The organism is Streptomyces sp. NPDC015220 (assembly GCF_043079345.1).
In the GTDB taxonomy this organism is placed as follows: domain Bacteria; phylum Actinomycetota; class Actinomycetes; order Streptomycetales; family Streptomycetaceae; genus Streptomyces.
Window position 1 is genome coordinate 738,857 of record NZ_JBIBUK010000002.1, and the last position, 15,883, is coordinate 754,739.

The following is a 15,883-nucleotide window of genomic DNA, read 5'->3' on the forward strand; positions in this document are numbered from 1 at the left end:
ACGCTCCACGCACCGCTCAGCGTCTCCGCGGCCGGACGCCCGTGCCCTTCTGGATCCATCTCGGACCGGACGGCAGCTCGTGGTGCTCGGTCCGTCCCGCGGCTCCCGACGTCTACGACGTCCACACGGCCGACGGCGCGTCCCTGGCCCGCATCACCCGCCGACCCTCGCGCCTGCTGCCCGGTCCGCGGCGCGCCCGGTGGTCGGCGCAGTTCACCGACCCGCCGCAGTCGGTCACGGGCCCCGTGGGCACCTGGTACGCCTGGCTCGCCTATGTGGTGACCGCCCCCGTCTGGATCCTCTTCGCGCTCTGCGTGGTGGCGTACTCGTTGTTCGACGGCACTGCGGACGACTTCACGTTCCGGAGCCCGGCCCGAACCCGCTGGCGCACATCCGGCGCGGGTACGGTCCTGGACTACCGAGGCATCAGCAAGGTCTACCGCGTCAGCCACGCACGACTGGACGTTCGAGTCGCATACGCCCTGGCAGTCCTCCAGACCTGGGAACGCCAACACTGAGAGCCGGTCCACAGCGGCACCGCGGAGGGCGGCTGCCGTCAGCAACGGATGCTCCCCGTCCGAGCCGGACACCAACACGCCCCGCGCCCGGTTCCAGCCGGGGCCGGGGCGTGCTGCTGTGAGGTCAGCCTTCCGAGGCGTACGTCACGAAGTGAGCCCACGCGCCGGGCGTGAGCGCCAGCCGAGGGCCCTCGACCTGCTTGGAGTCGCGGACGTGGACGGTGCCGGGGGTGAAGGCGAGCTCGACGCAGGAGTTGCCGTCGTTGTCGCTGCTGTAGCTGCTCTTGAACCACGCCGGCTCGGAGGCGTCCTCGGCGGGAGCCTTGGGGATCACGATTCCGAGGCGTACGGGACGAAGCTCGCCCATGCCTCCGAGGGGAACGCGAGCCGGGGGCCCGCCGTGTCCTTGGAGTCACGGATGTGGACGGTGCCGGGGGTGAGGGCAAGCTCGACACAGGAGTTGCCGTCGTTACCGCTGCTGTAGCTGCTCTTGAACCACGCCAGCTCGGAGGCGTCCTCGGTGGGCGCCTTGGGGATCATGATTCCGAGGCGTACGGGACGAAGCTCGCCCATGCCTCCGGGGCGAGCGCCAGCCGGGGGCCTACAATTTTCTTGGAGTCGCGGACATGGACGGTGCCCGGGCTGGTGGCGATCTCGACGCAGGACTCGCCATTGGTTCCGCCGCTGTAGCTGCTCTTGTACCACGCCAGTTCGGAGCCGTCCCCGACGGATACCTTGCGCATCATGTCTCTCCCAGCAGTTGCTTGATGAAGGCCAGCGACTCCCGTGGAGGGAGGGCCTGCGCCCGGATGGTGCCATATTGCAACTCCAGGATGCGGAGGTGCTTCGGGTCAAAGACTGGCCGGCCGTTGAACAGGCCATCGGAGCGTCCTACCGCCGTACCATCCGGAAACTTCAGGACCTCAATCCTGCCGTCCAAACCTGGGTGTGCATCAGTGTTCGTCGGCATGACCTGAAGCGTGACGTTGTTCAACACCCCCACCTCCAGCAGACGTTCGAGCTGCTGTCGCCACGCCATTGTGCCCCCAACCTGCCGACGTAGCGGTGCCTCTTCCAGCACGAAGCGCATCGACGGGGCTGGGTCCCGTTCGAAGACCGACTGTCGCGCCAAGCGAGCCGCCACCATGCGCTCCACGTCATCTGGCGAGTACGGAGGCTGGGCGGCCTGGATCAAGGCATGTACGTGCTCGGGCGTCTGCAACAACCCGGCGATGATGTTGCACTCGTACACGCCGATCTCGACCGCCTTGCCCTCCAGCTTCCCCAGCTCCCGAACCTTCTTCGGGTACCGGACCCTCTTCACGTCCTCCCACGTCGCCACGATGAGCCCACCGGCGTCCAATACCTGGTCGGACATGACGAGATAGTCGCGCCGAGGGATCCGCTTGCCGCCCTCGACCTTGTAGACCATGTCCTCGCCGTAGCCGATGGCCTTGCCGAACTCGGCGGCCCGCAGCCCCGCCGCCTCCCGCCGCAGCTTCAACTGCCGCCCCACGGTGGTGATGACGGCGACACCCCACTCGTCGTCCGGGTCCACCCCCCACCCCGGCTCGTCCGCCCCGCCCGCCTCAGTCCCGGCCCGTACCGCCTCGCCGTCCACCGACATGCCGCACCCCGCCGTAGTCCCGCGTCGTACCGCGACGCCCTGCCCGGAGCAACGACGCCGACAGCCCGGACAGCACCGGACAACGAGCCGACAGTCACGGTACGCGACCGCTCGATCACTCCTCACGGTAAGCGCATGCGGCCACGCTGAGTGATGTGAATCAGGAAATCACCGCAACCGAGACCCCGGCCCGACCGGACGGTCAGATCCCCAACTTCACGGTGCTGCTGTCCTCCACCCGGCGCGGAGCCCGCCTGGCCCGGCTGCTCACGGAGGCGCAGCTACGCCGCTGGGGACTGCCCACCGACAGCGCGAGCCACATCGTGGCCGAGCTGGCGGCCAACGCCGCGACGCACGGCCGCGTCCCCGGACGCGACTTCCGGCTGACGCTCTACGTGATCGGCGGCACGCTCCGTATCGAGGTCGCCGACACACGCGGTGACCACCTCCCCGCCCTGCAACGACCCGCCGACGACGCGGAGTCGGGGCGCGGTCTGCTCCTCGTGGACGCGCTCGCGGACCGCTGGGGCGTCGCCGAGGACCGGTTCCCGCGCAAGACAGTGTGGGCCGAACTGCGCTGCTCACCGCCGGAACCCGCACCCACGGGCTCCGGCGCCGAAGGCCGTGACCACTGAGAGAACCCGGGGGAGAAAGCACCCCACCAAGCCCCACCCCTCCCGCCCGAGGTCGGCACTCACTCGGGCGGGTGAACATCACCGGCTCGGCTGGATTTCGGGACCCTCGACTGCCCTACTCTCAGCCCAAACAACCGCACACATGCATCGGCCCCCGGCCGGGACTCGCAATCCCGATCGAGGGCCTGACCACCGAGGAAGAGGAAGCTTCCCGATGGGTACCCAAAACCCTAGCGTGCCCCCGCACGCCCAGTCAGCCGTAGCCGCCAACGAACCCCCCGCCCGGGCGAATTCACGCACACACATCCGCCCCGGCAGGCACACCTACGGCGTCACCCACGACAACACCCGCCACACCACCCGCTTCACGGTGATCGGCAACCACCTCGCCCAGCACCCCGAGCTGTCCCTGGTGGCCATCGCGCTGGCCGTGCACATCCAGTCGCTGCCGACGCACGCCCCCGTGGACATCAAGACCCTCGCCGACCGCTTCCCCGAGGGCCGCACCCGCATCGCCGCCGGCCTGCGCGAACTGGAATCCCACGGCTACCTGCGCCGCGTACGCGAACACACCCCCACCGGCCGCATCGTCACCCGCACCATCAGCTGCAACCAGCCCGGGGCCGCCGTACACCGGCACGCCCCCACTTCCGCTCCGGCCGTCACGGACGAGGACGCGACCTCCGAGCAGCCCCCGAGCACGACCGGCAAGCCCCGCGAACCCCGCCCCCGCAAGAAGCATCGGCACCCTCTTCCCCCGGTCCCCCAGCCGGCGTTCTCCTCCCCCGCCCTCCTCCAACAGGCCACCGGCCTCCTCGCCACCCTCCACCGCGAGGACCCCCGCCTCCTGCTCTCCGCCTGCGACACGGCCCACCTGGCCCCCGGCGTCGCCGCCTGGCTGCTGCACGACGTGCCCCCCGGCGCCGTACGCCGCGCCCTGACCACCGACCTCCCACCCGAGGCCCTGCGCCGCCCGGCCGCCCTCCTGGCCCACCGCCTCACCGCCCAACTTCCGCCCCCACCCCCGTTCCGCGCCCCGGCAGCCGCACCACCCGTACGGCACCGCATGCAGAACTGCGACGGCTGCGACCGAGGCTTCCGCGCCCCCGGACCCGGTCGCTGCGCCGACTGCCGCACAGCCGCCTTCCGCCCCTGAACCCGAACAGGAACCACATGGTCACCTCGTCCCACGAGGCGATGCACCGCATCTTCCAGGCGTACCCCGGACTCTTCTCCCGCGTCTCCGAAGCGCTGAGCATCCCTTTCCCCAAGGCCACCGCAGTCAGCGTGTTGCCCAACGACGTCACCGAGACGAAGCCCGTCGACCGCCGCATCGACACGCTGCTGAGAATCGAAACGGAAAATCACGGATCCTTTCTCCTCGCGATCGAGGCGCAGAAGAAGAAAGACCCGGAGAAGCCGGCCAGGTGGGGTTACTACCTCGCGTACCTGCGCAACAGGTACCGCCTGCCCCCACTGCTGCTCGTGGTCTGCCAGGATCCGGTTACGGCCGAATGGGCGACCCGGCCCGAGCCCATCGAATTCTTTTCATGGCCGTCACTGACCGTACGTCCGATCGTCGCCGGACCGCACAACATGCCGGTGATCACCGACCCCGACGAGGCTCGTACCGACCTGGCGCTGACTGCCCTGGCGGCCATCACACACGCGGCCGACCCGGCCATCGGTGCCATACTGAAAGCACTGTCCACCGCGCTGCGGGACGTTCCCGAAGACGTCGCAGACCCCATCATCGAATTCACCGCTCAAGGGCTGGGTAACCGCCCGGCCAGAAATATCTGGAGGAACCTGGTGGCCGTGGACCTCTCCTTCTACAAGTCCTACATCTCCGAGGAAATCCGCGACGAAGGCCGCGAGCAGGGCAGGGCCCAAGGCAGGGTCCAGGGCAGGGCCGAGGACATCCTGCTCGTCCTCGAGCAGCGCGGCATCGATATCTCCGAGGAGGTCCGCAGCCGCGTGACGGGCTGCGGTGACCCCGAAGTCCTGCGGACCTGGTTGCTGCGAGCCGTGACCGCAGCAACCATCGACGAAGTGTTCGACAGCGAGTAGCGGTCGGCCTGGCACTGCCCGATTCCAGAGCGACGAGTACTGGCTGTCCGGAGCCCCGGACAGAACTGACGCGCTTGTCCCCACCCAGCTTCCGACAGCGATCCGTGCCGTGGTCCGGACCGCGGTACAGCCACAGGGCGATCCCACAGACCAGGAGCACGCACAGGGACACGACAACCACAAGAAGCATGCGTCCAGGGCGACGCAGGAGACGGTGCGTTCACGGAAACGACGCCGCCCTCAGGGTACGGCGTGCCGGTCAGTTGTCGACGAGGCCCACGGTGTCCTGCGTCTCACCGGTTCTGCACTGAAGGCTGGTTTCCCGCGGCGCACAGCTCCATGTACTGAGCTGTGGAAAGGTGCGTCGGCGGGAAGTGCGGGGCCTCTCCGGAGTGCGGGACGACGATGACGTAACCGGGTGACGTATTCGCCGGGGGAACCGTCTGCATCTGGGGTGCCCCGAAGCCGAACTGGAACGTCCAGCCGTAGGCGTACTCGACTCCCGAATCCGGGAGGGCGATGACGGTGCCGGCACGGTCCGGATAGGCGACCGTGTTCAGGTACCGGGTGGCCGCCGCCACGGCGTTCTCCTTGCTCACCTTTCCCGCCGCACCCGCGGACCGCCGTCGCCTGGCGAGCGCGAAGGCCGCAGCGGCTCCGCCGAGGACCACGACCACCCCGACGCCCGAGCCGATCCACAGCATGCTGTTGCCGTCGTCGTCCTTCGCGGCGGACGGGGCGGTGGTCGGGGCGCCCTTCCGCGCGGAGCCGTTCTTGTCCTCGGGTCCGGGACTTTGCGCGGTGGGCGGCGGCGACGCCGCGGCCGCCAGATCCGGGAGCGGGTAGACGTCGGCCGGCCCCGGGTCGCCGGGGGTCTTCAGCGCGATGCGCGGACGGACGATGCCGTAGCCGATGGAGTCGTTACGCTTGGCACCGTCGGTGGGGCCGCCGATCGTGTTGAGCATGACGCGCAGGACCTGGTTGTTGGTCCACGTCGGATGCTTGGACCAGATCAGGGCGGCACTGGCGGAGGCGAGGGCGGTGGCGTCACTGGTTCCGTGCCCCTTACAGAGGCCGGTGCTGCCCCCGCACGCATGGACCATCTGGTCGCCGGGTGCGGCTATGTCGACTTGGGGTCCGAACTCGGACTCGGTGGTGCGGCGGAGGTCTTTGCCCACAGCGGCGACGCCGACTACGCCGGGGGTGGCCGCGGGGTACTGAACCGGGTTTCCCCTGTCGCCGTCGTTCCCGACGCCTGCGAAGACGAGCGAGCCGTGAGACAAGGCGTATTTCACCGCAGCAGCGAGCTCCGGAGCGTCGAGGCGTTCTCCCATGGAGATGTTGATGACCTGCGCGCCCGAATCGGTCGCGTAACGGATGGCCTTGCTGAAGTACGAGGGTCCCGCGAAACCGTTCATATCGCTCGGTGCAGGCATGCGGACTGGGAGAATCTTGGCGCCTGGGGCGAGCCCGAACGCTCCTTTTCCTCCGCCGTACGCACCCGTGCCCGCGATGAGTCCAGCCATCCCCGTGCCGTGGCCGTCATAGTCCGTGTGTTCGTCACCAGCACGTTGTGCGGGAGCCAGATCTTTTCCATCCAGCACCCGCCCCTTCAGATCTGGATTGGTGGGGTCGACTCCGGTGTCGATCACCGCGACAGTGATGCCCTTGCCTGTGCTCGTCCGCCACATCTCCTCCGCGTGCATGGCGTCCAGGTGCCACTGCTGGGAACGAGTGGAGTCAGCGTGAGCCTGCGGTGCGGTTCCTCCCACCAGCAGCAGGCCCACGGCCGTTGAGGTGGCGGCACGGATCCCTCGTTGCCACATGTTGGCCGCAGGCATGCGCATGGCGTTCGTTTCCCCTGATCGTCAGTCGTTGGTCGGCCGGTCGTCTCTGCGGTCGTTCCTCTGCTTGTCCTTCCTCTGGCGCGCACGACCGGTCGATCCACTCGACGCGCCACGAGCGCCGCCCCGGGAACGGCTCTCGCTCGGCACACCGCCCGAGATGCCTCCCCGTGTCGGCGCGGAAGGTACCGACGCACCGGGCCGTGCCGGAGTACGCCCTGTTGTCTGGGGTGTACCGCCGACGATCCCTGGACGCGGTGTGGCAGCGGAACGCCCGGCGCCAGGACCCGTGGTTCGGGTGACCGGCTGCCCTGTCGCTCCAGCATTTGGCAGACGTCCGACCGTTCCACGACCGGCTGCGGACTCCCCACCGAACGAGGCGCCAGGCACCCGCCCCATCGACTTGCCAGTACCGTAAGGTGCAGCCGGACGCCCACCGGTGATGCCCGAGTTGGATGTGCCTCCTCGACCGGAGCCCGGTCCCTGACCACTCGGCATGGCGCGTCCCGTTGGTCCCCCACCAGAAACGGGCAGGTTCCGATTGGGGACCGGACTGCCGCCTGTGACTCCACGGCCACTAGCGCGCCCGATAGGCCCTTCCGCAGGCTGTGCGGGCAGGCGTGATCGACCGGTGAGTCTCTCGGTTCCTCCCGAAGACGAAGGCAGGCGCACAGGACCACGCGGCATCGGCGGAACCGGGCCGCTCGTCGGCAGCACAGGTCCGGTTTCCGGTCGGGCGGTCGTCGGAGGCGCCCCCACGGGACCTGTAGAACGCTGATGGACTTCCGGCGGCGCAGACACCGTGTCAATACCGACGTGCGTGGCGGGCTCGATCGTCGCGGGCTCGATCTTCGACGGACTCAGGCGATGGGGCGTGGACCCACGGGTAGACGCATCAGAGTGCGGCCCGGAGGCCACGACATCCTTGTGCTCAGTTCGTGCGGTACCAATGACTCCAGCCGGGCCCGAGGTGGAGCTTCCGCCGCCCGTGCCACGCACAGGGGAAGCGCCTGGGCGAGCCAGGTCCTCAGTTGATTCGATGGGCCTCGGAGGGCTGATAACCGTCGGCGGCGGCGGGAACTTGGGTCGTTCCAAGCCGTTCATATGGCTTGAGGACGCCTGGTAGGACTGAGCCAGCTTGCGCATCTGGTCCGCCGCTTCCTGGCGGACCTTCTCCTGGTTCGCCTTCAGCGCGGCCAGTTCGCTCGCGGACTTGCTACGGATCGCCGCCGCGTCCGGGTCGTTGTGGGCGGCCGTGGCCGCGTCCAGGTTGGCCTGGGCGCTCTTGGTGTCCCGGGGGATCGACGCCTGGGCCGTGGCGATCGCGTTCGACGCGTGGCCCAGCTGCTCCCCCGCCGCCTTGCTGAAGTCGGCCAGCCGAAGGGTGGAGTTGGCCAGCTCGTTGGCCCAGGAGCGGAACGCGTCCGCGCCCTCGCCCTTCCACTCCACCACCTGCGGACGGATCTTCAGCTGCTCGCCGATCTTCTGGATCTCCGTGGCGGCCGTCGCCAGGCGGCCGGCGGCGGCCTGCACCTCCCCGGAGTTCGCCTGGTCGAGCCAGGCGAGCATCTGCTCGTGGCTCATGCTCTCGAAGGACGTACCGCCGCTCCCACTGCCTGCCATCAGACCTCCCCCGTCACCATGAGAACCATCAGATCGTGCCGCCCGTGTCGCCCGTCGCCGGCTGCGCGGGCTCGTCCGGCCTCGCCGCGCCGTCGTGGCCGTGGCCGCCGGCGTTCTTCTGGTGCGAGGGGTCGTAGCTCCCGCCGTAGTGCTTGGTCGTCTCCACGCTGATCGCCGCCATCCGGTTGCGGACGTCCGCGTCGATGTTCTGGTAGCCCTTGTGCGAGGCCAGGACGGCGATGCCCATGCCCTCCATGGAGTCGGACAACAGCTTCGACAGCGTCTCCAGCTCGGTGATCACCGACTCGTACGCCGAGTACAGACCGGCCGCCTCGGCCCACGATCCGCCTCCGCCGCCGAACTGGTGGCGGGTGAGCTGGTCCCGTCCGACCTTGCCCGGACCCGCCTGCGACCCCTTCAGGTCGCGGATCAGGTCGTCGACCTTCTTCTGGAACTCCGTGAACGACGACAGCTCCGTGTACAGATTGGCCGCGGCTCCGCCCGCGGCGCCCGCGACACCGGGCAGACCGGCCAGGCCGGCCAGCAACGGCACCAACGGCGACAGCGGCGCGTCGGACCCAGGATCGCTCGACAACTCAACACCCTCCCCCGTGCGTTCGTGCGCAAGCCTGGTCACAACTTTAGTCACCCCGACCGACAGACCCGGAACCGGAAGGGGTTGAGCCGGGTGGTGCGGCCGGTGGTCGGCGCCGGCCGGTGCGGACCTCCATGCAACCGCCGCACGACGGGCGACGCATGAGCACTCGTACTCAGTTTCCCTCTCCTTCCCACCTCCACTCCGCCTCCGCGAGCCTGCCCGGTCCGACCCAGTAGGCTCCCTGCCTGTCGGAGTGTCGGGGGGAACTCTCACGCATGGAACAGCTACGTCAGGACGATCCGCCGTGGACAGGACCGTACGCCGCCCTGGCGCGTGTCGACAGTGTGCTTGAGCAGGCCCGGACGCCCGACCGTCGTTTCATCGCCCGGAGCGCGGACGGCCGGCGCACCGTCATGCTCTGCCTCCCGCGTGCCGACGTGGACCCCACCCGCTGGGCCGTCGAGGCGGAGGGCGCCGTCAACGTCCTGAACATGCTCGTCGGGAGCGGCGCCGATCTCAGCTCCACGAAGGCCCGGACCACCTGGAGCTTCCGCGTCATCAAGGCGAAGGAGACGTACTGGATGACGGGGGACGGCAACCGGGTGTTCCTCATGCACGGCGACACCCTCACGGCACTCCCGGTCTTCTGAACCCGCAAGGGCGGTCTTCTGAACCCGCAAGGGCGCCGGGTCCCCGGCCCGGGCCCGCCTCCCCCGGCCCACCGCTCCCCGCCCGCGCTGGAGACGCCGATGCCCTCCGACGTCTCGGCCGAGTGGTGGCCGGGGGCGCGTCGCCGTTCCCCCGGCAGGTCCCTACACCCGCCGGCTCTCCAGCGGCCCCAGGTACGTCCGCGGCAGACCGCCCGTGTCGATCAGCAGCCGCTGCACCACCACGGTCGGGTCGACCGTCCAGAACTTGAGGCGGTGCGCGCCCGCCCGGGTGATCCGGTGCTTCGTGGCGGTGCGGTTGACGTTGTCCGACGTGTTCCTCGCCCACTGGATGTTCATCGTGCCGTCGTCCGAGCCCGTGGCCGCGACGATGTCCACGGTCCGCGGCGCGTCGTCGTCGAAGGAGACGGCGTAGCGCAGGGCGCCGCCGCCGGCCGGCGGGGCCGGGTTGCGGGGGGACAGCTCGGCCCAGACCGTCACCTCGCCCGGCGGGGACAGCAGGGTCACCTCGTACTCCAGACGGGGGGAGCGCGCGCCGCCGGGGGTTCGAGGCGTGGCCGTCACCGGCCACGGGGTCATGCCCGCACCCGTGCGGCCGATGCCGTCCAGACGCCGCCACTGACCCACCGCGCGGTCATGGTGCTCGGCGTCGATCGCGACGTAGCCGCCCGCCTCGACGAAGCCGCGCAGACCCCGCGGCGACGGTTTCCGCGCCGTGCAGGAGACGGTCACCGTGCCGCCCGCGCCCGAGACCGTGAGGGTCGCCTCCGCGCCGTCCGCCGGGACCCTGGACCAGTCCGCCCGCACCTCCAGCCGCACCTGCTGCTCCACCGTGCCCCGCGGGCGGTCGACCCGCAGCCACGGAGCGGAGACCTCCACCCGGTAGTCGAACGGCGTACGGCCCCGGTTGAAGACCTCCACGTACTGCTGTGGGCGGGTCTGGTACGGGCTGAACTCCGGGAGCCTCGGCTCCTCGGCGCCCGCTCCGCCCGGCCACCATCTCCCCTCGTCCTCCGCGCCGTCCACCGACACCCCGAGCGCGGCCGCGGCGGGTACCTCGATCCGCTTCACCGCCGGGAACAGCACGTCCGGCAGGGCCACGTTGTCCTTCTCCGGCTGCTGCCAGCCCGCGTCGGGGCCGTAGCGGTCCACGTCGCCGTAGTCGATGTGCGGCTGGGTCTGGAAGCCCTTCCACTTGCCGTCCGCCACCTGCGAGCCGAAGCGTTCGGCCAGGGCGAGGTCCCTGTCCAGCGCCGCCTCCGCCTGCTGGGCCAGGCTGTTCGTCGCCGCCCTGCCCTGTGCGGCGTAGAGGAGGTTGGTGAACTCCGCCCGGCGCAGCTCGTAGAGGTTGGCCGTCGCGGCCACCTCGTAGCCGACCAGTTCGTACCAGGCGTCCCGCGTCCCGTGCGGCAGCTTCCGCGCCACCCGGTCGGCCTTCTTCGCCAGCTCCCGCCAGTCCTCGGTGACCCGCTCCAGCTCGCGGTGGGCGAAGTAGTAAGGGCTCCGCTCGTCGTCGTACACCACCTGGCCGTTCCGGACGGTGATGCGGCGGTTGAGGAGTTCCGGCTTGCGGCGGGCCTGGAGGCGGCCGTAGGCGGCGAGGATCTCCGCAACCGCGGCCGAGAGCTCCTCGCCGAAGTTCTGCCGGGCGTAGCGGCGTTGCCACTCGCCCAGCCTCTCCTGCGGCCAGCTCCCGGGGTTCCAGGCGTAGTTCAGGAAGAACTCGGTGGGCAGTTCGTTGCCCTTCAGATCGCCGACGTTGGCCACCCACAGGCCGTGGTTGCCGTAGGCGTGGGCCTGGTGGAGCTGGTCCCACAGGTTGGTGAGGTTGGCGGTGTCGACCCACTTGTAGTTGCGGCCCACGCCCACGTAGTCGAAGTGGTAGTAGAGGCCGTAGCCTCCGCCGCGTCCGGCCTCCGCCGGGTCCGGGTGCTTGCGGATGTTGCCCCAGTTGTCGTCCGTGAGGACGACCGTGACGTCGTCCGGTGCGCGCAGGCCGCGGTCCCAGTAGCGCTGCACCTCCTTGTAGAGGGTCCAGACCTGTGGAGTCTCGGCCGCGGGCCTGCCGGTGACCTCCTCGATGATGCGGCGCTGCTCGGCGATGATCTCCTGCATCAGCTCGATGCCGTCGCCGTCCGGGAGGCTGGTGTCGCCGTTGCCGCGCATGCCGAGGGTGACCACGCCCTCGAAGCCCTGGTTCACCATGCGCTGGACGCCCGCCCGCCAGTACGCCTTGAGCGCCCGCGCGTTGCGGCGGTACGACCACTCGCCGGTGCCGCCGTAGGGGTCGTGGCCCGGGGTGAGGACCGTGCCGGCGGAGTCGCGCACCGCCGGGGTGGCGTGGCGGTTCCACTCCTCGATGCCGCGCATCATCGGGGCCTCGTGGGAGGTGCCCATGACGATGCCGTACTCGGCCGCCCGCCGGTGGTTGTCCGGGTCGTCCTCCGCGAACGCCCGGCCCCACACCGCCGGCCAGAGGTAGTTGGCCTTCAGGCGGAGCAGCAGTTCGAAGACCTTCGCGTAGAAGTCGGCGTTGAAGCCGCCCGGGTAGCCCTCCGCCTCGCCCGGGCCGAAGTACTCCGGCGCCCAGGTGCCGAGCGCCGGGTTCTCGTCGTTGACGAACACGCCCCGGTATCGGACCGCCGGGGTGCCCTGGGTGTGCCGGCCCGGGAGGATCCACACCCGCTCGCGGCGCACCGGCGGTACGTCGTCCCACCAGTACCAGGGGGAGACGCCGAGGCCGTACGAGACGTCGTAGGCGCCGAAGATGGTGCCGCGCGGGTCGCTGCCCGCGATGACGAGGGCCTGCTCGACGCCGGGCATCGGATGGTCCACCACGGCCTCAAGGGAGGTCTCCCACCGGCCGCGCACGCCCGTGACGTCCAGCTTCCCCGAGGTCACCAGGGCGTCTATCAGGGGGCTGCGGCCGATCGTCCCGACGAGCACGGCACGGCGGGCGACGGTGCCGCCCGGCCGCACGCCCGTGACCCGGCCGATGTCGGCCCGCAGGTCGGCCGCGACCCGGACGACCCCCGGGTGGTCGTCCGCGCTGACCAGGACCGGAGCACCGACCAGCGGGAAGGCGCCCGGACTCGGGGAGGCGGCTGCGAAGGAGACGTACGCCCCGGGGTCCGTGACCCGCGGCCCGCCGGTCGCGGACCCCGTCGCGGACCCGCTCCCACCGCGGCTCTCCCCTCCGGCCGCCCACGCGGCTCCGGACGACGACAGCACGGGCACCGCGGCGAGACCTGCCCCCAGGAAAACCCTGCGACCGACGTGCGCAGACATGGCACACACCCCTCACTCGAATTTGGTCAGCGGCATGACAAATGGTGGGGTGAGTGCCCCCTGGGGGCCAGGGGTCGTACGCGCCGAATAGTTTCGTGATCCGGGCACCAGGGCCGCACCCGGACCGCCCGCCGCCGTCTCCCGGCACGGACGCGCGCCGTCCGTGCCTCCAGTGGTCCGGACCAAACCCTTGCCCCACCGCCGTCGGCGTCGCAAGCTCCCCCCATGGAGCTGGAGTTGCGGCATCTGAAGACGGTCCGGACGATCGCCGAGGCGGGAAGTCTCACCCGGGCGGCGACGGCCTTGGGACTCGCCCAGCCCGCGCTGAGCGCACAGCTCAGGCGGATCGAGCGGGCCCTGGGCGGCGAGCTGTTCGAGCGTGGGCGGCACGGTGTGCGGGCGACGGCGCTGGGCGAGCTGGTGCTCGAACGCGCGCGGATCGTGCTGCCCGCGGTCAGCGAACTCCAGCAGGAGGCGGTGCGGTTCGCGCGGGCCCGGGCCGACCGGGAGAGCGAACGGCTGCGGCTGGGCGGCACACACGGGCCGCTGCTGGGCGCCCTGGTCGACCTGCTGGCCGCCGCACCCGACGCACAGGTGACCACCCACGCCTCCTGGTCCGAGCGGGAGCTCGCCACGCTGCTCGCCGAGGGCCGCCTCGACTTCGCCGTCACCGGCGCCTGCGGCACCGCCCCGCCACCCGACGTCGAGCACCTCATCTGGCAGGAGTTCGCCGTCGACCCGGTCTTCGTCATGCTCCCCGACGGGCACCCGCTCGCCGCCGCGCCCGAGGTGGAGCTGGCCAAGCTGGCGGACGAGGAGTGGGCCTGCGTACCCGGTGACGGCTGCTTCGCCGACTGTTTCACCGTCGCCTGCGCCCGCGCCGGTTTCACCCCCGGCCGGATGTACGAGACCGACGTCGCGTCCTGCACACACCTGGTCCAGGTGGGTCGGGCGGTGGGGCTGTGCCGGGCCACCTTCCCCACCACGCCCGGCGTCACCACCCGACCGCTGGCCGGCACTCCGCTGCTCTGGCGCCACCTGCTGGGCTGGCACCCGGCCACCCAGCGCGCCGAGACCGCGGCCAACGTCCTGACCCACGCCCGCAGCGCGCACGCCGACGCGGCGGCCCGCAGCGAGAGCTACGCCGACTGGCTCGCCGCGAGCGGCAGACCGGACGGCGTCCTCCCCCGGCGCCCGGGCCGGGAACCGGACGGGGGCCTCCCCTGACACACGGGAGGGAGCCGGACGCGACCGCGCCCGAACCCGGCGGCACCGGAAGGGACTTCCGCCGCACCGGGAGGCCCCGGGCACAGCCGCCTGCCCCTGACGCCGACGAGGACGCCGGGCGGACGGCGCACGCCTCCCCGGCTCCTGCGCGGGACACCACCCGCCGCCCTCCGGCGCGGCCTGGGTGGATGACGCACGCGCCCCTTCCATAACGCCGGGCAAGGGGGTCAACCGAAGTCTTACGCCGCCCAGTTGCCCCTCCCTACGGTTTCGGCACCTCCCCCACCGAAACCGAGGAGATCCCCCATGCTCCACCGACACACCAGAGCCGCCTGCGCCGCCGCGGCAGCGACCGGCGCCCTGGTCCTGGCCGGACTGAGCGGCACGGCGAGCGCCGGGACGACCGCCTCCGGCACGACCGGCGCCGCACGGTCCGGGGCGTCGGCCCCCTCGGCCGCCGAGACGCTGCGCACCGCCGACACCTCCGCCGCCGTCCTGCACGCCATGCAGCGCGACCTGGGCATCGACCGGCAGCAGGCCGAGCGACGGCTGTCCAACGAGGCCGCGGCGGGGGCCACCGCGGGCCGACTGCGGAACGCGCTGGGCGCCGACTTCGCGGGCGCCTGGGTGCACGGCGCCGACTCGGGCACGCTGACGGTGGCGACCACCGACGCCGCGGACGTGGCGGCCATCGAGGCACGCGGCGCCGTGCCCGCTGTCGTGGAGCACTCCCTCGCCTCGCTGGACGCGGCCAAGGCCCGCCTCGACCGGGCGGCCGCCCACCGGAACACCACCGACACCCCGGTGTGGTACGTCGACGTCCGCACCAACACGCTGGTGATCCAGGCCGTGCGGCCCGACGCAGCCCGCTCGCTGCTCTCCGCGGCCGGCGTCGCCCCCTCCCTCGCCAAGGTGGTCAAGTCGGCCGAGCGGCCCCGTCCGCTGTACGACCTGCGGGGCGGCGACGCGTACTACATCAACGGCAACACCCGCTGCTCGATCGGCTTCCCGATCACCCGGGGCACCCAGCAGGGCTTCGCCTCGGCCGGTCACTGCGGGCGGGCCGGTTCCAGCACCACCGGTTCCAACCAGGTGGCGCAGGGCACCTTCCAGGCGTCGGTCTTCCCCGGCAACGACATGTCGTGGGTGGCCGCCAACTCCAACTGGACCGCCACCCCGTACGTCAACCAGAGCGGTCAGAACCTCCAGGTGACCGGGTCCACGGTGGCGGCCGTCGGCTCGTCGGTGTGCCGCTCCGGCTCGACCACCGGCTGGCACTGCGGCACGGTCCAGCAGCTCAACAGCAGCGTGACCTACCAGGAGGGCACCGTCTCCGGGGTGACCCGCACCTCGGTGTGCGCCGAGCCCGGCGACTCGGGCGGCTCGTTCATCTCCGGCAGCCAGGCGCAGGGCGTCACCTCGGGCGGCACCGGTGACTGCACGAGCGGCGGAACCACCTACTTCCAGCCGATCAACCCGATCCTGAGCAGCTACGGGCTCACCCTGAAGACGACCACCGACAACCCCGGCCCCGGCGACCCCGGTCCCGGCAACCCGGGCGGCACCTGGGCGGCCGGCACCGTCTACCAGGCGGGCGACACGGTGACGTACGGCGGCGCCACCTACCGCTGCCTCCAGGCCCACCAGGCACAGCCGGGCTGGGAGCCGCCGAACGTGCCCGCGCTGTGGCAGCGGGCCTGAACCACCGGGTCGCTGAGCCGCTGAACCACTGACCACCGTGGGGGTGGGCCGGGTCCGGGTGCACCGAGGGGGGCACCCGGGCCC

At 71.1% G+C, this 15,883-nt stretch carries 15 protein-coding genes; 8 read left to right on the forward strand and 7 right to left on the reverse strand.

All coding sequences use genetic code 11. The features are described 5' to 3' along the window. Positions 1–41 precede the first annotated feature (41 nt). Complete coding sequence (locus ACF061_RS08205) at positions 42–518, forward strand: hypothetical protein (RefSeq protein ID WP_392265975.1); 477 nt, start codon at positions 42–44, stop codon at positions 516–518. A gap of 124 nt (positions 519–642) precedes the next feature. Here ACF061_RS08205 and ACF061_RS08210 read toward each other — a convergent pair whose 3' ends face one another. From ACF061_RS08210 to ACF061_RS08225, 4 genes are read right to left on the reverse strand one after another with little or no spacing between them, the layout of a single operon-like run. After that, a complete protein-coding gene (locus tag ACF061_RS08210) occupies positions 643–852 on the reverse strand; it encodes a DUF397 domain-containing protein (protein ID WP_392266189.1) in 210 nt (69 codons plus the stop codon). After that, a complete protein-coding gene (locus tag ACF061_RS08215) occupies positions 849–1,058 on the reverse strand; it encodes a DUF397 domain-containing protein (protein WP_392265976.1) in 210 nt (69 codons plus the stop codon). The genes ACF061_RS08210 and ACF061_RS08215 overlap by 4 nt, the downstream gene beginning before the upstream one ends. Further along, the gene (locus ACF061_RS08220; RefSeq protein ID WP_392265977.1) at positions 1,055–1,264 is read right to left on the reverse strand and encodes a DUF397 domain-containing protein; all 210 of its coding nucleotides are present in this window, start codon (positions 1,262–1,264) and stop codon (positions 1,055–1,057) included. The genes ACF061_RS08215 and ACF061_RS08220 overlap by 4 nt, the downstream gene beginning before the upstream one ends. Then, positions 1,261–2,145, reverse strand: coding sequence for a helix-turn-helix domain-containing protein (locus ACF061_RS08225; RefSeq protein WP_392265978.1), 885 nt, complete (start codon positions 2,143–2,145; stop codon positions 1,261–1,263). Before ACF061_RS08225 ends, ACF061_RS08220 begins: the two co-directional genes overlap by 4 nt. Positions 2,146–2,300: 155 nt before the next feature. Between ACF061_RS08225 and ACF061_RS08230 the strand changes: the two genes are divergently transcribed. From ACF061_RS08230 to ACF061_RS08240, 3 genes are all read left to right on the forward strand, one after another. Beyond that, positions 2,301–2,780, forward strand: coding sequence for an ATP-binding protein (locus tag ACF061_RS08230; RefSeq protein ID WP_392265979.1), 480 nt, complete (start codon positions 2,301–2,303; stop codon positions 2,778–2,780). A gap of 214 nt (positions 2,781–2,994) precedes the next feature. Continuing rightward, complete coding sequence (locus ACF061_RS08235; RefSeq protein ID WP_392265980.1) at positions 2,995–3,936, forward strand: helix-turn-helix domain-containing protein; 942 nt, start codon at positions 2,995–2,997, stop codon at positions 3,934–3,936. A gap of 17 nt (positions 3,937–3,953) precedes the next feature. Then, on the forward strand, positions 3,954–4,850 hold the full coding sequence (locus ACF061_RS08240) for a hypothetical protein (RefSeq protein WP_392265981.1): 897 nt from the start codon (positions 3,954–3,956) through the stop codon (positions 4,848–4,850). Positions 4,851–5,143: 293 nt separating this feature from the next. On the opposite strand, the gene mycP is transcribed toward ACF061_RS08240, so the two are convergent. Next, a complete protein-coding gene (mycP, locus tag ACF061_RS08245) occupies positions 5,144–6,637 on the reverse strand; it encodes a type VII secretion-associated serine protease mycosin (protein WP_392265982.1) in 1,494 nt (497 codons plus the stop codon). Positions 6,638–7,832: 1,195 nt separating this feature from the next. Here mycP and ACF061_RS08250 point away from each other — a divergent pair. Continuing rightward, entirely contained in the window at positions 7,833–8,339 is a 507-nt protein-coding gene (locus tag ACF061_RS08250; RefSeq protein ID WP_392265983.1) for a hypothetical protein, read from the forward strand. 6 nt (positions 8,340–8,345) lie between these two features. Here ACF061_RS08250 and ACF061_RS08255 read toward each other — a convergent pair whose 3' ends face one another. Next, entirely contained in the window at positions 8,346–8,912 is a 567-nt protein-coding gene (locus ACF061_RS08255) for a hypothetical protein (RefSeq protein WP_392265984.1), read from the reverse strand. A 278-nt stretch (positions 8,913–9,190) separates the two neighbouring features. Between ACF061_RS08255 and ACF061_RS08260 the strand changes: the two genes are divergently transcribed. After that, entirely contained in the window at positions 9,191–9,565 is a 375-nt protein-coding gene (locus ACF061_RS08260) for a hypothetical protein (protein WP_392265985.1), read from the forward strand. Between the two features lie 162 nt (positions 9,566–9,727). On the opposite strand, the gene ACF061_RS08265 is transcribed toward ACF061_RS08260, so the two are convergent. After that, on the reverse strand, positions 9,728–12,871 hold the full coding sequence (locus tag ACF061_RS08265; RefSeq protein WP_392265986.1) for a glycosyl hydrolase 115 family protein: 3,144 nt from the start codon (positions 12,869–12,871) through the stop codon (positions 9,728–9,730). Positions 12,872–13,096: 225 nt separating this feature from the next. On the opposite strand from ACF061_RS08265, the gene ACF061_RS08270 reads away from it, so the two are divergent. Both ACF061_RS08270 and ACF061_RS08275 read left to right on the forward strand, forming a co-directional pair. Beyond that, a complete protein-coding gene (locus ACF061_RS08270; RefSeq protein ID WP_392265987.1) occupies positions 13,097–14,098 on the forward strand; it encodes a LysR substrate-binding domain-containing protein in 1,002 nt (333 codons plus the stop codon). Positions 14,099–14,404: 306 nt separating this feature from the next. Continuing rightward, on the forward strand, positions 14,405–15,799 hold the full coding sequence (locus ACF061_RS08275; RefSeq protein WP_392265988.1) for a carbohydrate-binding protein: 1,395 nt from the start codon (positions 14,405–14,407) through the stop codon (positions 15,797–15,799). The last annotated feature ends 84 nt before the right edge of the window (positions 15,800–15,883 follow it).